Origin of the sequence: Snodgrassella alvi wkB2 (assembly GCF_000600005.1) — a bacterium.
Taxonomy (GTDB): domain Bacteria; phylum Pseudomonadota; class Gammaproteobacteria; order Burkholderiales; family Neisseriaceae; genus Snodgrassella; species Snodgrassella alvi.
The window spans coordinates 875,047-892,295 of record NZ_CP007446.1; the positions used below are offsets into that span (position 1 = coordinate 875,047).

The 17,249-nt window shown below is 41.0% G+C and carries 17 protein-coding genes; 6 read left to right on the forward strand and 11 right to left on the reverse strand.

Annotation, left to right across the window (positions count from 1 at the left end):
* The first annotated feature begins 166 nt into the window (after positions 1 to 166).
* Positions 167 to 1,897, forward strand: coding sequence for a cation:proton antiporter domain-containing protein (locus SALWKB2_RS04050; protein WP_025330402.1), 1,731 nt, complete (start codon positions 167 to 169; stop codon positions 1,895 to 1,897).
* A 136-nt stretch (positions 1,898 to 2,033) separates the two neighbouring features.
* On the opposite strand, the gene SALWKB2_RS04055 is transcribed toward SALWKB2_RS04050, so the two are convergent.
* From SALWKB2_RS04055 to SALWKB2_RS04105, 11 genes are all read right to left on the reverse strand, one after another.
* Positions 2,034 to 3,419 carry an MFS transporter gene (locus tag SALWKB2_RS04055; RefSeq protein WP_202806260.1) on the reverse strand — a complete coding sequence of 462 codons (1,386 nt, stop codon included), beginning with the start codon at positions 3,417 to 3,419 and terminating at the stop codon, positions 2,034 to 2,036.
* A gap of 95 nt (positions 3,420 to 3,514) precedes the next feature.
* The gene (cyoE, locus tag SALWKB2_RS04060) at positions 3,515 to 4,405 is read right to left on the reverse strand and encodes a heme o synthase (RefSeq protein WP_025330404.1); all 891 of its coding nucleotides are present in this window, start codon (positions 4,403 to 4,405) and stop codon (positions 3,515 to 3,517) included.
* A 9-nt stretch (positions 4,406 to 4,414) separates the two neighbouring features.
* Positions 4,415 to 4,747, reverse strand: coding sequence for a cytochrome o ubiquinol oxidase subunit IV (gene cyoD / locus SALWKB2_RS04065; protein ID WP_025330405.1), 333 nt, complete (start codon positions 4,745 to 4,747; stop codon positions 4,415 to 4,417).
* Positions 4,744 to 5,355: a cytochrome o ubiquinol oxidase subunit III gene (locus SALWKB2_RS04070; protein ID WP_025330406.1), complete on the reverse strand. Its 612-nt coding sequence runs from the start codon at positions 5,353 to 5,355 to the stop codon at positions 4,744 to 4,746. Before SALWKB2_RS04070 ends, cyoD begins: the two co-directional genes overlap by 4 nt.
* A complete protein-coding gene (gene cyoB, locus SALWKB2_RS04075; protein ID WP_025330407.1) occupies positions 5,355 to 7,340 on the reverse strand; it encodes a cytochrome o ubiquinol oxidase subunit I in 1,986 nt (661 codons plus the stop codon). The genes SALWKB2_RS04070 and cyoB overlap by 1 nt, the downstream gene beginning before the upstream one ends.
* Positions 7,341 to 7,359: 19 nt before the next feature.
* Complete coding sequence (cyoA, locus tag SALWKB2_RS04080; RefSeq protein WP_025330408.1) at positions 7,360 to 8,250, reverse strand: ubiquinol oxidase subunit II; 891 nt, start codon at positions 8,248 to 8,250, stop codon at positions 7,360 to 7,362.
* Positions 8,251 to 9,271: 1,021 nt separating this feature from the next.
* Positions 9,272 to 10,279 (reverse strand): porphobilinogen synthase, encoded by a 1,008-nt coding sequence (gene hemB, locus SALWKB2_RS04085; RefSeq protein ID WP_025330409.1) that lies wholly within the window; start codon positions 10,277 to 10,279, stop codon positions 9,272 to 9,274.
* A 361-nt stretch (positions 10,280 to 10,640) separates the two neighbouring features.
* On the reverse strand, positions 10,641 to 11,243 hold the full coding sequence (locus tag SALWKB2_RS04090) for a LysE/ArgO family amino acid transporter (protein ID WP_025330410.1): 603 nt from the start codon (positions 11,241 to 11,243) through the stop codon (positions 10,641 to 10,643).
* A 232-nt stretch (positions 11,244 to 11,475) separates the two neighbouring features.
* Positions 11,476 to 12,231, reverse strand: a complete 756-nt coding sequence (locus SALWKB2_RS04095; protein ID WP_038648768.1) for an endonuclease/exonuclease/phosphatase family protein — start codon at positions 12,229 to 12,231, stop codon at positions 11,476 to 11,478.
* 22 nt (positions 12,232 to 12,253) lie between these two features.
* Positions 12,254 to 12,697: a dihydroneopterin triphosphate diphosphatase gene (nudB, locus tag SALWKB2_RS04100; protein WP_038648771.1), complete on the reverse strand. Its 444-nt coding sequence runs from the start codon at positions 12,695 to 12,697 to the stop codon at positions 12,254 to 12,256.
* On the reverse strand, positions 12,684 to 14,123 hold the full coding sequence (locus SALWKB2_RS04105; RefSeq protein ID WP_051506413.1) for a mechanosensitive ion channel family protein: 1,440 nt from the start codon (positions 14,121 to 14,123) through the stop codon (positions 12,684 to 12,686). The genes nudB and SALWKB2_RS04105 overlap by 14 nt, the downstream gene beginning before the upstream one ends.
* 318 nt (positions 14,124 to 14,441) lie before the next feature.
* Here SALWKB2_RS04105 and rpsF point away from each other — a divergent pair, with 318 nt between their 5' ends.
* The 5 genes from rpsF to mltB all read left to right on the forward strand — a co-directional run bounded on the left by rpsF (position 14,442) and on the right by mltB (position 17,044).
* Positions 14,442 to 14,825 (forward strand): 30S ribosomal protein S6, encoded by a 384-nt coding sequence (gene rpsF, locus SALWKB2_RS04110; protein ID WP_025330414.1) that lies wholly within the window; start codon positions 14,442 to 14,444, stop codon positions 14,823 to 14,825.
* Between the two features lie 19 nt (positions 14,826 to 14,844).
* Positions 14,845 to 15,141 carry a primosomal replication protein N gene (gene priB, locus SALWKB2_RS04115; RefSeq protein ID WP_025330415.1) on the forward strand — a complete coding sequence of 99 codons (297 nt, stop codon included), beginning with the start codon at positions 14,845 to 14,847 and terminating at the stop codon, positions 15,139 to 15,141.
* 5 nt (positions 15,142 to 15,146) lie between these two features.
* Positions 15,147 to 15,377: a 30S ribosomal protein S18 gene (gene rpsR, locus SALWKB2_RS04120; protein WP_025330416.1), complete on the forward strand. Its 231-nt coding sequence runs from the start codon at positions 15,147 to 15,149 to the stop codon at positions 15,375 to 15,377.
* Between the two features lie 15 nt (positions 15,378 to 15,392).
* The gene (rplI, locus tag SALWKB2_RS04125; RefSeq protein ID WP_025330417.1) at positions 15,393 to 15,848 is read left to right on the forward strand and encodes a 50S ribosomal protein L9; all 456 of its coding nucleotides are present in this window, start codon (positions 15,393 to 15,395) and stop codon (positions 15,846 to 15,848) included.
* A gap of 116 nt (positions 15,849 to 15,964) precedes the next feature.
* Positions 15,965 to 17,044, forward strand: a complete 1,080-nt coding sequence (mltB, locus tag SALWKB2_RS04130; RefSeq protein ID WP_025330418.1) for a lytic murein transglycosylase B — start codon at positions 15,965 to 15,967, stop codon at positions 17,042 to 17,044.
* Positions 17,045 to 17,249 lie beyond the last annotated feature (205 nt).

A 17,249-nucleotide genomic window follows, 5' to 3' on the forward strand; every position in this document is an offset into this window, starting at 1 on the left:
GTATTAGTAACGCAATTAATAAATGGGGATACTTATACATAAGATATGAAAATTATCGATAAAATATGATAATTATAACCTAAAAGCGTACAAAAGCTTTTATTTGCTGATATTTTTCCGCTAGTATAGATTACTTACTATTATTTACTATTACCCTGAGAAAGCAATGCATCACTCATTTCCATTGGTTGAAACCATCGTAGGTGGTTTATTTTTCGCCTTTGTGCTCGGTTATATCGCACATAAGCTGCGTATGCCTCCGCTGGTCGGCTATCTGCTGGCCGGCATAATTGTCGGACCGTATACCAAAGGATTTACTGCTGATATGCATTTATCACAGCAACTGGCCGAACTGGGCGTGATTTTGCTGATGTTTGGAGTGGGGCTGCATTTTTCCATTCGCGATTTGCTGGCGGTTAAGCGGGTAGCGATACCGGGCGCACTTATCCAGATTGTTCTGGCTACTTTACTTGGCTGGTTGCTTGCCTGTCTGGCCGGCTGGACAACAGGTGCGGGTATTGTCTTCGGATTGGCTCTATCTTGTGCTTCAACTGTTGTCTTAATAGCGGCTTTACAGCGCTGGCATTTGGGGGATTCTACACAGGGGCGAATTGCCACCGGCTGGCTGATTGTTGAAGATATTGCCATGGTGTTTGTGCTGGTGATGATTCCGGCTCTGGCACCGGTTTTATCAGGAGAGGGAGCTGTTTCCAGTGCAAATTTGCTTTATTTGCTGGGTAAAACCGGAGTACAAATCATTGCATTTATACTGGTTATGCTTTTTCTTGGTCGCAGAATAATTCCATGGTCTTTACAGCGTGTAGTGAGCACCGGAAGTCCTGAGTTGTTTCGTCTGGCTGTCATTGCTATTGCTTTAGGCTGTGCCATACTGGCCAATTACTTATTCGGTGTGTCGTTTGCTCTAGGTGCTTTTTTTGCCGGAGCCATCATCAGCGAAACCAGTATGAATCACACTGCTGAAGAAGCATCCGGCGGCTTACGTGATTTTTTTACCGTACTGTTTTTTGTTTCTGTGGGTATGCTGTTTGATCCTAGTATTATTATCCGTAATCCATTATTACTCTTAGCCACTTTATTAGTGGTGGTAATAGGTAAAAGTGCAGGAGCATTTTTGATTGTGCGTGTATTCGGCTATCCGCATCAAACTGCACTAACAATTGCTGTTGCGCTGGCTCAGATCGGTGAGTTTTCTTTCATGATTGCCAGTCTGGGCGCGGTATACAATATTTTGCCGCAATTAGCCAGTGATCTGATTCTGGGTAGTGCACTAATATCCATAATCTGTAACCCGTTTTTATTTGTCTGGCTCAACAGCTATCTGGAAAAACAGTCACAGCAAAAAACTTCTGCTACAACCATTGTGTCCGAGAGTAATCGATTATCAGATAAACCTCATGCCAAAGTAGCTGCACCGATTAAGCCGGTTTCAATCTATTTTGTAGATGAAGATATGGCTATTGCTCCTGCGGTGAGCGATCATACAGTGTTGGTGGGTGCAGGCCCGGTCGGACAAGAAATAATCAGACATTTGCACGCACGTAATGAAACAGTCTATGTACAGGAAAATCGTTTAGAAGCTGTTACCGAGTTGCGTGCACGTCAGATACCCGTTGCCTATGGGCATGCATTATCAGATGGGATGCTGGACGCTGTATTTGTTGCTCAGGCTAAAAATCTGATTATTACTATTCAGAATAAAACTGAAGTGATATCAATTATAAAGGCTGCCATTGCACTTAATCCGCAACTGCACATAGTCACATTCAGCAGATATGAACAAGACAAACAGTTGTTTATTCAGGCAGGGGCAACCAAAGTTGTTGACAGTCAGCTCGTACTGGCCAATGAAATTATGCAAGCATTCGGACAGGTCTGAAAACTGGCATTGATTCCCATAGAAAAATATAATTTTTTTATTAGTTTTTAAAAATAATCCAGTATCCTGAGAATGATATTTTCTGAAACAGGCGTAAATCAATAATTATCTAATATTGGTTTGCGCCTGTTTTGGTTTAATTACTTATAGTATCGATGAATACTTCCAGTTGTTCACGGTTAGTAATTTTGCTGTCTATTTTGATATATATACTGTGTTCTTCAGGAATAATTAGTACCTGATGTACACCAGCCTGTTCAAGTAATTGTTCTCGGGCATTGTCAGGTAAAACACGACCCTGTTTCAGGATAATGCGCAGACTGGCCAAATAGGGTGGTTCGTGCATTGTCAGGCTCAGTAGAAGCCAGATAAAAGTTAATCCTGTGCCGAAGATAAAAACACTATGTGCACCGGTATGTGCAGCCAGCCAGCCTCCGATTGTTCCTCCGCAGGCTACGCCCAGAAACTGTCCGGTTGCATAGATGCCCATTGCAGTGCCTTTATAACCTGCCGGTGCTTCTTTACTTACCCATGAAGGCAAGAGTGCTTCCATCAGATTAAAAGCAATAAAGAATAATAAAACACCTGTGACAAGCGGCCAGAAAGAAATATTAGCCAGCCATAATACACTTTCAGCAATCAACAGTCCGGCTACACACAAGATAAACACTTGCTTCATTTGCCGTTTGCTTTCAGCGTAAATAATTGGTGGCAGAACAGTAATGAAAGCAATCAGCATCGTGTATAAATAAATCTGCCAATGTCTTGCTGCCGGAAAGCCTGCCTGTTCCAGTTGTATAGGCAGCGCGACAAAAGTCGACATAAGCAGAAAATGCATGCAGAAAATACCGATGTTCAGCTTAAACAGGGCAGGGTTGCGCAGTACAGTACCAAAACTGCCGCGTACAATGCCTGATTCACGGTTAAGTACATGAACAGTACTGTCGGGTACAAAAAACAATGTCAGGCCGATAGCAGCCAGTGCCAGTATCGCAATAACCCAGAATAATCCGTGTAAACCTATTGCATGTGTAATGATAGGGCCGCAGACCATGGCAATTGCAAAAGTGATACCAAAGCTAATACCAATAAAAGCCATGGCTTTGGTGCGGTTTTGTTCGCGCGTCAGGTCAGATAACAATGCCATTACAGCTGCTGCGATAGCACCACTGCCTTGTAATGCACGTCCCAGTATGATTCCCCAGATAGAGGATGTTAAAGCAGCAATAATGCTGCCCAGAGTGAAAATCAGCAAGCCGCCTACAATTAAAGGTTTACGCCCGAAACGGTCAGACCACAAACCAAAAGGAATTTGCAATATAGCCTGCATCAGACCATAAATTCCGATTGCCAGTCCGATTAGGCTTTCACTTGCTCCCTCTAATTTCATACCATAAGTAGTCAGAACAGGAAGAACCATAAACATGCCCAGCATGCGCAGCGAAAAGACTGCCCCTAACCCCCAAGTTGCACGCCTTTCGGCAAGATTCATGTGTGTATCGGTGTTGTTCTTGGAATTCATGTTTAATACTGCTTAAAAGAAAAACCTGCCTATTGTAAAAGAAACAAAGGCAGGTTGGGTTGGTTTGCGTATTGTTATATATTTATGTCACGGTATCAGCCAGCAAAGCTTAATACAGTTTGTGAGGCCGGAGTCATAAAATCTACCGACATCATTATGCTTAAGGTAGTGATAGCAATAATCGAAAACACAAACAGTTTGCGTGCCCATATACGATCATTATTCTGTGCTTTATAGCCGGATAATGCCATACACAGCCACCACACGCTGACAGCAGCAGCAACGACCAGATATTTGTAGCCGGCGTAGCCGCCTATTGACAGCATCAATGTTGCAAACATAAAGGCAATAATATAAAACGTGATATGGTGTTTTGCTACAGCAATGCCTTTTACTACCGGTAAAACCGGAATATTAGCCGCCTGATAATCCTTAAAGCGGTAAATCGCGATTGCATAGGAATGCGGCATCTGCCAGAGACTGAAAATCGCCAGCAGAATAAGTGCACCTGCATCAAAATTATTGCTTACAGCGCAATAACCGATTACTGGTGGTGCGGCACCTGACAGACTGCCAATTAAAGTTCCGTAAACAGAATGCCGTTTCATATAGAGACTGTAAATCCCTACATAAACCACAAAGCCCATTACAGATAACCACATGGCTAAGGGATTTGCGCCAAAATAAAGCACAATAAATCCGGCAATACCCAGTATCGTGGCCAGTGCAAATGTTACACGGGCAGATGCTAAGCCCCGCACAAGCACACGATTCTTAGTACGCTCCATTTTCGGATCAATATCACGGTCAATCAGATTATTAAACGCACAGCCGGAGGCTACTACCAAAGACACGCCCAGCAGGGTAAGGATTAGCAGGTAGCCGTTTATGCTGCCTTTTGACGCCAGCAAAAACCCGCCGACAACCGAAATCAGGTTGCCGACGATAATACCTGGTTTTGTTACTTGCAGGTATGGCTTAATCATGAACTGCCTTTAACCTAACACCATGTTTGCGTTGAGGCTCCACATAATCCAGATGGAAAGACCTACCAGCAATACAATCACAATAGCAGTGAAGATAAATGAAATCAGATTCCAGCGTTCTTCAGGGTTACTGCCTAGATGCAAAAAGCATACCAGCTGAACAATAAGCTGCAAAACGGCAGTAATGACAATCACAGCAAACAGAGTTTGTTTGTCAGCGGACTGATTCATTACCATCATAAATGGAATCAGAGTTAAAACTACAGACAGGATAAACCCGATAATGTAGTTTTTAGCACTGCCATGTTGTGGGATATGGTCTTGATGGTTTGACTGACTCATAACGCTACCCCCATCAGATATACAATTGAGAACACGCAAATCCACACGATGTCCAGAAAGTGCCAGAACAGGCTCAGGCAGTTGATGCGCATGCGGTTAACACTGGTAAGACCGCGTGAAGCTACCTGAATCATCATTACAGCCATCCAGATTAAACCGGCAGTAACGTGCAGACCGTGGGTGCCGACCAGAGCAAAAAAGCCAGAAAGATAACCACTGCGGTCAGGACCCATACCACTTGTAATCAGGTGATGAAATTCATACAGTTCCATCCCGATGAAGCATGCACCGAATACAAAAGTAATCACCAGCCATAATAAAACCTGACTCTGATTATTGCGATTCATTGCCAGCACGGCAAAGCCGTAAGTAATGGAACTCAATAAAAGAGCAAAAGTTTCTACCAGCACAAAAGGCAGCTCGAAAATGTCTTTGCCGCTTGGACCACCTGCTGTGCCCGGCAGGAGCACGATATAGGTGGCAAACAGACAGGAGAACAAAATCAAGTCACTCATCAGGTAAATCCAGAACCCGAATACCTTCAGTGAACCGTTGTCGTGGTGAGCGTGCTCATGCGCACTACCGTGAATCAAGGTTTCAGTTGACATTATTTCAGTCCTGCTTTAGTTAATTCATTAAAACGTTTGCTTTCAATAGCTTCGATTTCAGCAACCGGAACGTAGTAATCCACATCCGTGTCAAAGCTCTTGACAATAATGCTGATAATCATGCCGGCAAAGCCAACGATAGCCATCCACCAGATATGCCAGATCAGGGCAAAGCCGCAAATCATTGAGAACACTGCAATCACCAGACCGGCAGCAGTATTTTTCGGCATATGAATTTCTTCATATTTGGCTGGTTTCTTGTAAGCAATACCTTTTTCTTTCTCATCCCAGAATGCATCACGGCTTTCAACCTGTGGCTGCACAGCGAAATTATAGAAAGGTACAGGGGAAGAAGTAGACCATTCCAGAGTACGACCATCCCACGGATCACCCGTAACATCAAGGTTTTCCTTACGATGCAGGCAGGAAACTACAACTTGAATCACCATGCATACTACGCCCAGAGCGATAATGGCAGCACCACTGGCAGCAACGCACAGCAAATTATGGTAAGCCGGATCAATGTGCTGACTCAGACGGCGGGTCATACCCATGAAGCCCAGTGCATATAAAGGCATGAATGCTACAAAGAAGCCGATAAACCAGCACCAGAAAGCCCGTTTGCCCCATTTTTCATCCAGCTTAAAGCCGAATGCTTTCGGGAACCAGTAGTTAAGTGCTGCAAACAATCCAAACACTACACCACCGATAATGGTGTTATGGAAGTGAGCGACTAAGAACAGACTGCCATGCAGTACAAAGTCCGCACCCGGCACAGCAAGCAGTACACCGGTCATACCACCTACAGAGAATGTAATGATAAAGCCTACAGTCCACAGCATCGGCACATGGAAGGAAATACGACCTTCATACATGGTAAACAGCCAGTTGAAGATTTTTACCCCGGTCGGGATAGAAATAATCATGGTTGCGATACCGAAGAATGCGTTGACATTGGCACCTGAACCCATGGTAAAGAAGTGGTGCAGCCATACGATAAAAGACAATATGGTGATACACACAGTTGCCCATACCATTGAAGTATAGCCAAACATGGTCTTGCGTGAGAATGTAGCTGTAACTTCTGAATACACACCAAAGATTGGCAGTATCAGAATATATACTTCCGGATGACCCCATGCCCAGATCAGGTTGATGTACATCATCATGTTACCGCCCAGTTCATTAGTAAAGAAGTGGGTGCCGAGGTAACGGTCTAATGTCAGCATGGCAACAGAGGCTGTCAGGATAGGGAAGGAAGTCAGAATCAGAATATTGCTACAGAAAGATGCCCAGCAGAAAATAGGCATTTTCATCATAGTCATGCCCGGGGCACGCATTTTCAGGATAGTAGCAATAAAGTTAACAGCACTAACTGTTGTCCCGATACCTGATATCTGCAAACTCCATATCCAGTAATCAACACCTACCCCCGGACTGAATTCCAGACCAGACAGCGGCGGATAGGACAACCAGCCGGTTTGTGCAAATTCACCGATTCCCAGTGATAAGTTAACCAGTACCACACTTACAGCAGTAAACCAGAAACCCAGATTATTCAGGAATGGGTAGGCCACATCGCGCGCACCCAGTTGCAGCGGGATGACAAAGTTCATCAGGCCGATTACAAAAGGCATGGCAACAAAGAAAATCATGATTACACCGTGAGCGGTGAAAATCTGATCGTAGTGATGTGGTGGCAAAAAGCCGTCACTGGTGCCTGATGAGGCTAAAACCTGCTGACTACGCATCATCACTGCATCGGCAAAACCACGAACCAGCATCACAATAGCGACAATGATATACATGATACCGATGCGTTTGTGGTCAACTGTAGTAAACCATTCTTTCCACAGATAGCCCCATTTATGAAAATACGTAATTGCACCTACCAGCGCCAGACCAATGACGATGATAGCTGTAATCGTTACCATGACAATCGGTTCATGGAACGGTATCGCATCTAAAGATAATTTTCCGAACATTGTTTATTTCCTCGCAAGCTTACTCAGCACTGCTGGCTGCACTGGCCTGTAGAGCAGCAGGCATATTGTGATTGGCAAATTTAGCAATCACGTTGCCGTACAAACCCGGATTTGCGCTGGAGAAATATTCCACTTTATGGAATTGACTAGGCGCAGCCAGTTTGTTGAATGAAGCCATGTCATTAAGTGTATTGGGCGACTGTTTCACCTTATCCACCCACTGATTGAAGCTGGCTTCATCCGGTGTCGCAATGGCAGTAAATTTCATGCCAGAGAAACCGGCACCGCTGTAGCTGGATGAAATACCTTTGTATTCACCTGCTGTATCAGCAACCAGATGTAATTTGGTTTGCATACCAGCCATAGCATAAATCTGGCTACCCAGCTGCGGAATAAAGAATGAATTCATCACTGTATTGGAAGTGATTCTGAATTCCACCGGGGTATCTTTCGGAAAAGCAATTTCATTAACAGTGGCAATACCCTGTTCAGGATAAATAAACAGCCATTTCCAGTCTAATGAAATTACTTCGATTACCACCGGTTTTTTATCACTTTCCAGCGGACGATAGGGATCCAGAGAGTGAGTGGTTTTCCATGTGATTGTTCCCAGAATGAGAATAATCAGGATAGGAATACCCCAAACTACGGCTTCGAGTTTGTTGGAATGCGCCCATTTCGGTGAATATTTGGCATTACTACCCTCTCTGAATTTCAGAGAAAATAAAACTGCCATGATAATCACCGGAATTACGACTATCAACATCAAGCCTAAGGCTGTCAGTATCAGTGTGCGTTCTTCCTGACCTATATGGCCTTTAGGGTTTAGCAGAGCTGCATCACAGCCGCTTAAAAAAAGCGAACCGATCAGCATCGTCAATACTATCCCTGAGAGCTTACTTAATTTCATGTAACGACCTCAACATTACGGGAAACACGATTAACGTTTGTAAAAAACGGGTGCTACTATTTTAAGACAATGTAGCTGAACTGTATATTGCAGTATTCAACACATTATTAAAAAACATAGCGGAATAAATAAAAAATTTTTAAAATATTTTTTATTATTTATTATATAAAACAAATATGTATATTAAAAAATTACTTTATATTTCTTTGTCGTGAAGATAAGAATACTGCTTTGATTTCCGATAAAATCCGTTTATTAACACATAAATGTCATCTTGAAAATTAGTTTAATATTTAAATTTATCATGAATAAACTTAAATTTTTATTAAATATAAAATGCTGATTTATATAGATAAATATAGGGTGTATGTTTTAAGAAAAAAACAGCAAGCTTTTTTTCTGAAAAAAAAGAAGATAAATGTTAAGATTATAAAAAGGTTAATCTGTATCAATTTTGTGTGAATTATTTTAAAAAATAATTTTTTTAAAATAATTTCAACAATAATTAAAAGCCAGATCGTCTAATTGTTGTATTTAAAATTTTGTATTATATGGTTTTTTTATGAACTCGTTTTGAAATAAACAAATATTCGGGTGTTGTAAAGGTATCGACTGAAATAAAATATTGATTGATTTCTTTTTGCAACATGGTTTAAATAATATAACTAAAGTAAACAATCTAATTCAAATTAGATAATTATTATCTTTATTGTTTTTATGCTTATTTTCCTTACTTGTTAACATTTGAGTAAATGTTTAGCAATTTTCATACCATTTTGCATATTTTCTGTATTGAATTCATATTTATTGTAATTTCTCAAAATAATCATTAAGTGTTTTAACTATCTGATTATCTATATTGTTAATGATATTTGTATGATGGTATAGAAGAATCAGTGATCAAATTCAAAATAAATCAGCATGCATTCAAATATAAATATATAAATGCATCAGTTTGCTTTCATACCGGCTGGGTTGTTTGCAAACTGATGCATTCCTGATGGCTATATATCTTTTTATTCTAGCTATTTTGTTGTAATTGCTGCGCTGCTTGCAAGGCAAAATAGGTCAGAATACCATCTGCACCGGCTCGTTTAAATGCAAGCAGGCTTTCTAAAATTACTTTATCAGCCTCGAGCCAGCCATTACTGATGGCTGCCTGCAGCATGGCGTACTCACCAGATACCTGATAGGCGTATGTAGGAACGCCAAATTCATCTTTAACCCGTCTGATTACATCCAGATAAGGCATACCCGGTTTAATCATTACCATATCTGCTCCTTCAGCTATATCAAGTGCTACTTCATGCAGTGCTTCATTGCTGTTAGCAGGATCCATCTGATAAGTATATTTATTACCTTTACCCAGATTACCGGCACTGCCTACCGCACTGCGAAACGGACCGTAAAAAGCTGAAGCATATTTGGCAGCATAAGACATAATCCGGGTATGAATAAAACTATTTTCTTCCAATTCTTCGCGGATAGCTCCGATACGTCCATCCATCATATCGCTTGGAGAAAGAATATCCGCACCGGCTGCTGCATGTGAAAGTGATTGTTTGATAAGCGCTTCTATCGTTTCATCATTTTTAATATAACCATTTTCATCCGGCAGGCCATCCTGTCCGTGGGTTGTATAAGGATCGAGAGCCTGATCTGCCATTACACCCAGCTCAGGAAAACGGGATTTCAGAGCACGGATAGCACGCTGAATGATACCGTTTTCATCCCATGCCGCCCGTCCGTCAGCGGTTTTGCTATCAGGATTGGGAACACCAAATAAATCCAGAACCGGTACGCCCAGTTTTAAAGCCTGTTCCGCAACTTTTAATAATTCATCAATAGATAAACGTTCTACTCCGGGCATGCTGTCAACAGGCATACGCCCAGTTTGTTCATGCACAAATACCGGCAAAATAAAATCATTGGCTGTCAGTATGGTTTCACGCATCATTCGCCGTGAAAAATCATCACGTCGCATACGCCGCATACGTGTATTGGGCATAATTCGAGGAGGAAAGTTCATAATAGTAATCCTGATTTTTAATAATTACAGCCACCTATAAGCTGGCTAAAATCACGTTCTGTAAAGCTTAGTGAAATTTGGATTGTTATTCTAAACCCTTTCAGGCAGGACTTCTAATGACATAATTCTGTACTGATTATTAATAAAAACTATTAAATTTTGGTTTGTAATTAAAAGTGTATTTATAAGATGTAATTAGGAAAAAGCATAATTGCTTTTAAAATTCCTTCTGTTTAGTATTTATTTAAAATTGATAAGCAGTAAATGTTTGAAACAAAGTCTGACTGAGTTAATTAATAGAATAATTTTTTGCTGATAGAAAAGAAAAGTGATTTTTTAATGAATTTAGCGTTCAATGCGATTATTTAGTGAAAATCAGGCTAAAACTTATACTCCACATAATAACGCTTATAACTAAGTCTAATATCTTCCATGAAAGATTTTGATTAAATAAAGGAGATAAAAATTTTGCACCATAGCCTAATGAAAAAAAGAACAGCCATGAGGCAAGCATAACTCCAAGTGTAAATAGATGAAGATTATCTTTGAATGATACCGATATCGAACCAACTAAAATCACTGTATCCAGATACACATGTGGATTTAACCATGTAAAAGTCAGACATACTCCAATAACTTTCATTAAGGAACTTTTTTCAATCAGGCTTGGTTTCAGCGCTGAATTTTGATTCAATGCAGAATAAAAACTTCGTATGCCATAAATAAATAAAAAAGTAGCACCAAAATATTTAGCATAAATAATGATTTCCGGATAGCGGTTAAGTACTTTAGCAAATCCGGCTACCCCTAAATAAATCAGAATAGTATCTGATACTGAGCAGATCAGGCATACCCAGAAAATATATTGCTGCTTTAAACCTTGCTTTAAAACAAATGCATTTTGGGCACCAATGGCTATAATTAATGAAAAGCCAAGGCCTAGTCCTGATAGTAAAGCAAACATTGAATTTAACCTATTAACCTATTGAAATGTAAAATAATTAACGCAATTTCTATTACTTGTTATATTAAAGTATATTTATAACAAGTTTATTTTATTAATAATTTTGCTGAAAGCTTTATTAATTCAATAGATACGACGGTTTTTAAAATTATTCGGAAAATGTCTGGATAAAAATAGCTTAGATGAAATCCAGCTTAGGAATAATGATTTAGATTCATTTGAAAACAGGTTATTAAGTTTTACTCAGAGGGCTGACAACTGCGTACAAAGGCAGATGGTCGGAAAGTTTTTGCCATGGCAGACCTGTTAATGGTTTTGCTTCATGTATTTCCAGATGGCGGGTAAAGATTCTGTCGAGACTTAAAATAGGCAGGCGGGCTGGAAATGTTTTCGGCGCATGGCGATAAGCATAAAATGCATCATGCAAATTTAATTTTAAGCCTAAAGTATTGTGGGAACGCTGGCGCCAGTCGTTGAAATCACCGGCTAAAATTAATGGATTGGCCGGATCTATTTCACTTTGGATATAGTCATAAATAGTCTGATACTGTTTTATTCGATCTGGTTCACGTAAGTTTAAATGGGCACACAGGCATACCAATGGTCGTGTCCAGTGCGGGGGCTGAATTTCACAATGTAGCAGTCCGCGCTGCTCAAAACTGTTAACACTGATGTCCAGATTATGGCAGGTTACGATCGGTAGCTGACTTAAAATAGCATTACCATGATCACGAAATTTATAACGAGCATTGCGACCATAACTGACATTATAGGCTAGTTGTTCGCCGAGTACCTGGTAATGGGGTTTTTTGGGAAAATCCGGCATATTTTCTGCCCGTTTACTATTGATTCCTTGTACTTCCTGTAAAAACAGTATGTCTGGTGCCAGCTGATGCAGTGCTGCCGCCATTTGAGGAAGCTGTACTTTTTTATTAAGTGCTGACATGCCTTTATGTATGTTATAGGAGGCAATAGTAATTTTATTCATGAAAATGGCCGGTGCTTTTAAATTACCAGTGGTGGGTTAGTTCCAGTATTGCTGAACGGTTTGATGGCGAAAATACTTTTTCCGCAGCCTGTTCAGGCGAACACCATATATAGTCTAAATGTTCGCGTGGTGACAGAAGAATAGGAGTTTCTGCTGTAATACACAGGGAAAAAATATGCTCGGTATTATGAGTAACTCCGGGAGCATAGCGATGACGCCAGTGCGGATAAATTTCGTAGATACTGGATTGCTGCCAGTTAAGAATATCATTGCTGTAAATGCCGGTTTCTTCTGCCAGTTCTCGTTTTGCAGTCTGCTCAATTGTTTCTCCCGGTTCCAGACTGCCGGTTACAGATTGCCAGAAACCCGGCTTATCTGCGCGTTCCAGTAGCAGTATCTGCCGGTTGTTATTATAAATAACAACCAGTACAGATACAGGTTGTTTATATGGTTTATTGCTGATCATGATGCTGTTGATGAGCTGAGCGATAAGATGAAACGCTTAATGCTGTGGGTAAAGGCTCCGGATAAGCTGAAGCAGTTTCTGTTTTTACTGAACTGGTTATGGTATCGCAGGCAATCGGATCTGCTTTATCATTGAGAATACGTATTTCCTGCTGCGGAAATGGAAATTCTATACCAACTTCTTTAAAACGATTCCAGATTTCCAGCAAAATTGCAGAATTGATACTTAGAAAACCATTTTCCGGATCACGAATCCAGTAATTAACATACAGATTAATGCCGGAATCAGCAAAGCCGGTAACATAACTGTTTGGTTTAGGATCATCGCATACTCTTGCCTGTTTGGCTGCTGCCTCTTTTAGTATTTCCAGAGCCTGAGGCAGATCAGTATTGTAGGCTACCTGTAAGGTCAGGTTGTTGGACATGATTTTACTGGAATAAGAATCATTGATAACTGTATTGGAAACAAAAGTATCATTCGGAATCAGGGCTTCTGAGCCGTCACTGCTGCGTAGTACTACAAAGCGGGCAGTTATCTTGGTTACATAGCCGGTGAAATTATTAATATTCAGTCTGTCACCAGGACGCACGGAATGGTCTGCCAGAATGATAAAACCGGATACATAGTTGCTGGCAATTTTCTGTAAGCCCAAGCCAAGACCAACACCCAGAGCACCACCAAAAACAGAGAGAATAGTTAAGTTAATTCCTACCATTGGCAGGGCAATCAGTACGGCAACTACAACCAGTAATGTTTTGACAATTTTTACCAGTACATAACGCAGATTGACGTCGAGTTTTTCTGCTTTAAGAATGCGTCTTTCGGTAAATCGGGACAGCCACATGGCAATAATGATGGCAATCCCGACAATAATACTGCCGGTAATGACGGTATACAGGCTCAGACTGGTTGAGCCTATGGGCAGAGCCAGTGACTTGAGCAGGCGGACAATAAAGGTATCCAGACTGGTGAGCCATAGAATAAAACATACCCATAGGAATGTGGATAGTGAGCGCTCATAATGCTCATTAAAACGGTTATTCGGGATTGCGTTGTGCAATACGGCCATAATGATGCGAATCATCAGTAACCAGCGCGCGGTAAATGTGGTTATTTGCAGCCATAATACTGATTCGCCTGTACTGGCCCTCCAGATAATCATTGCGATAATGGTGCAGATAAATAGCAATACAGGCCATAGCAGGCGTGTAAACAGGTGGTACAGAAACGGAAATTTAATGTTGTTCTGGTTTTCAGTACGTTTGGATACGGCCGACAGCATTTGCAGGCTGAGCCAATAAGTACCAATCATAATCACCACTGCACAGGCCAGTTCCAGCCAGCCGGTAGTGGTTTTTAAACTATGTACTATCAGGCGTGCCAGGAATTCTTTGCGGGCAAACATGGAGTCAAAGTAGTTATTCATGGTAGGGCAAAGAAAAAATTTTAAAATTGACCTAATAGTAGGCGTTTTAATAGGTTTCTGTAAACTGTCGTTATTAAAATTATCAAATATAGATAACTAAGCTGTGCATATGATAGTGGTGAATAATACTTCTAAGAATGATGGTTTATTTAAAATTGTTCATAAAAACATATTTTTGTTGTGATTTTAATAAATCAGCTTAAGCAGGCAACTTATTATTTGATTCTGAATACAAAGATGCTTATAATAGTCGGTTTTCCAACCTTGCCCTTTGCACTTTCGCATGGTAAAGGGATCGATTAGCCACAAGGAGTACTCATGCGTCATTATGAAATCGTGTTCATTGTCCATCCGGATCAAAGCGAACAGGTCGGTGCTATGGTTGAACGTTACAAAACCATGATTACCGAAGCTAATGGTAAAATTCACCGTCTGGAAGACTGGGGTCGCCGTCAGCTGGCTTACCCGATCAATAAAATTCATAAAGCACACTACGTGTTAATGAATATTGAAACCACACCTGAAGTGATTGACGAAATTGAAACAGCATTCCGCTTTAATGATGCTGTATTGCGTCATCTGACTGTAAAAATGGACGCAGCAGTGACTGAAGCTTCTCCAATGATGAAAGACGAGAAGTCTAAAAATCTGTTAGCAGGTAACAGCACTGAAACTGCTTCAGAAGAAGCAGCTGAAGCCTGATTAATTTACTGAGGCCGGTTTGCTGAATCAAATATGCCTGTGTGCACAGATTAAAAGTCTGGACAATTTACGCTATACGCCAGCCGGTTTGCCGGTTCTGACCATGTGGCTTACCCATGAGTCATGGCAAACGGAACTGCAACAGCAGTATCTGGCAAAAGTAGAAATTCAGGCGAAAGCACTGGGTGATTTAGCTGAAAACTGGTCGTATCAGCCGGGAAATATGGTCGAAGTCAGCGGATTTCTCAGCCAGAAAGGTATATACCACTCCCGTCCGGTACTGCATATCCAACAAATTCGTGAATATAAAGGTTAAACGACATGGCTCGTCAATCATTCAAACGTAGAAAATTTTGCCGCTTTACTGCGGAAGGTATCAAACAAGTAGACTATAAAGCAGTTGATTTGTTAAAAGATTTTATTACTGAAAATGGTAAAATCATTCCGGCACGCATTACCGGAACCAAAGCACATTACCAGCGTCAGCTGTCTACAGCGGTAAAACGTGCCCGTTTTCTGGCTTTGCTGCCTTACACCGATCAACATAAATAATAAGGAAGAGTTATTATGCAGATTATTTTGTTAGAAAAAGTCGGTGGCCTGGGCAATCTGGGTGATCTGGTTAATGTAAAAAATGGCTATGCCCGTAACTTTTTGATTCCTCAGGGTAAGGCTCAGCGTGCTAATGCTGCCAATCTGGCTGCATTTGAAGAAAAACGTGCTGAATATGAAGCACATCAGGCTGCTGTTCTTGCTGATGCTGAAGCACGTAAACTGAAACTGGATGGTCAGAACATCAGTGTAGCGCAAAAAGCTGGTGTTGATGGTCGTCTGTTTGGTTCTGTAACGACTCATGATATTGCAGAAGCTATTAAAACTGCTATTGGTGTTGAAGTAGTTAAAGCTAATGTGCGTTTGCCTAATGGTCCTTTGAAAGCCATTGGTGAATATGAAATCGAAGTAGCTCTGCACAGTGATGCTGTTGCTGCTATCACAGTAACTGTTGTAGCTGCTGCAGAATAAATATAACTGACACACATCAGGAAAGCGTAAGCTGTTCGGGTTAATCCGGACAGCTTTTTTGTTATTGATGGTAAAATTAGTTTAAACTGTGCATGAAGCATATGCTAGGAACCATAATAATGAAATTAGTCAGGATGATAAGTGCAGCTTTGTTTCTGTCTGCTTGTCAAAGTACCCATCCAATTCAGGAAAAACCACTTCAGCCTACTGCTACAACCAGTGTATCGTCACCAGCTGATAATAAAGTGTTTGCTTTGACGGACAGTGGAATAGATTTACTGAAACGTAATGATGTAAATCGTTTTATTGATTTTGAAGTTAAGCGGGGACAATATAGCAGGGCTCAATTGGAAAATTTTTTCCGGCAGGTAAGCTACCGGCCAAGTATTGTTCGTGGTATGGATAAACCGGGAACATCCTTACCGTGGTATACATTTGTACAGAATAATGCCAATAATGTTCGTATTAATACCGGAAATATCTTCTGGAAAAATAACACCGGAATAATTCAGGCAGTATCAAAACGTTATGGAGTAGCGCCGCAATTGCTGGTGGCGATTGTTGGGATTGAAACCAATTACGGCAATACTATGGGCTCATATCGGGTTGCTGATGCACTGACAACATTGGGCTATCACTATCCACGGCGGGCTGAATATTTTCAGCGTGAGCTATCTGAATTTTTGCAACTGGCTTATGAAGAAAAGCAGGATCCATTAAGCTTTAAGGGCAGCTTTGCCGGGGCAATGGGTATGCCACAGTTCATGCCATCCAGTTTTCGCCAGTTTGCCGTTGACTGGGATGGTGACGGACATCGGGATATCTGGCGTAATTCCGGTGATACACTGGCCTCAGTGGCCAATTATATGAAACAGCATGGCTGGCAGTCCGGAGCGCCGATTGCCGTTCCGGTAAATATGCAGCCAACACCGCGATTACAGCAAATCATTGATGAACCTACTTCGCTTAAATACACCGCAGGTCAGTTGCGTCAGTTAGGCGTAATCATTCCCGTGCAGATTAAAGATCAGGAAAAGGGTATTTTATATCGTCTGGAAAGATCTCCCGGCGAATATGATTACTGGTTTGGTCTGAATAATTTCTACACTATCTGGCAATATAATCATAGCCGGCATTATGTGGCAGCCGTTCGTCAGATTGCGAATAATCTGGCAGATGCCAATGCTAATTTATAAATGAGTATTCATTTGCAATCATCAGCCATCTTGTTATACAGATGGCTTTTATCTTGCTATGGTAAGTAGTGATTGATTAAAATAATTATTAAAAAATTTAAATAAAGATGAAACTAATCTGGTGTAATTCTTACCTACATTAATATTGCAGGATATTCAATTAAACCATAGTCAGATTTATCATTGAAATGAAGATGAATGTCTG

Coding starts and splice junctions, on each gene's coding strand:
- SALWKB2_RS04050 (WP_025330402.1), top strand. CDS start 167: ATGCATCACTCATTTCCATTGGTTGAAACCATCGTAGGTGGTTTATTT.
- SALWKB2_RS04055 (WP_202806260.1), bottom strand. CDS start 3,419: ATGAATTCCAAGAACAACACCGATACACACATGAATCTTGCCGAAAGG.
- cyoE (WP_025330404.1), bottom strand. CDS start 4,405: ATGATTAAGCCATACCTGCAAGTAACAAAACCAGGTATTATCGTCGGC.
- cyoD (WP_025330405.1), bottom strand. CDS start 4,747: ATGAGTCAGTCAAACCATCAAGACCATATCCCACAACATGGCAGTGCT.
- SALWKB2_RS04070 (WP_025330406.1), bottom strand. CDS start 5,355: ATGTCAACTGAAACCTTGATTCACGGTAGTGCGCATGAGCACGCTCAC.
- cyoB (WP_025330407.1), bottom strand. CDS start 7,340: ATGTTCGGAAAATTATCTTTAGATGCGATACCGTTCCATGAACCGATT.
- cyoA (WP_025330408.1), bottom strand. CDS start 8,250: ATGAAATTAAGTAAGCTCTCAGGGATAGTATTGACGATGCTGATCGGT.
- hemB (WP_025330409.1), bottom strand. CDS start 10,279: ATGAACTTTCCTCCTCGAATTATGCCCAATACACGTATGCGGCGTATG.
- SALWKB2_RS04090 (WP_025330410.1), bottom strand. CDS start 11,243: ATGTTTGCTTTACTATCAGGACTAGGCCTTGGCTTTTCATTAATTATA.
- SALWKB2_RS04095 (WP_038648768.1), bottom strand. CDS start 12,231: ATGAATAAAATTACTATTGCCTCCTATAACATACATAAAGGCATGTCA.
- nudB (WP_038648771.1), bottom strand. CDS start 12,697: ATGATCAGCAATAAACCATATAAACAACCTGTATCTGTACTGGTTGTT.
- SALWKB2_RS04105 (WP_051506413.1), bottom strand. CDS start 14,123: ATGAATAACTACTTTGACTCCATGTTTGCCCGCAAAGAATTCCTGGCA.
- rpsF (WP_025330414.1), top strand. CDS start 14,442: ATGCGTCATTATGAAATCGTGTTCATTGTCCATCCGGATCAAAGCGAA.
- rpsR (WP_025330416.1), top strand. CDS start 15,147: ATGGCTCGTCAATCATTCAAACGTAGAAAATTTTGCCGCTTTACTGCG.
- rplI (WP_025330417.1), top strand. CDS start 15,393: ATGCAGATTATTTTGTTAGAAAAAGTCGGTGGCCTGGGCAATCTGGGT.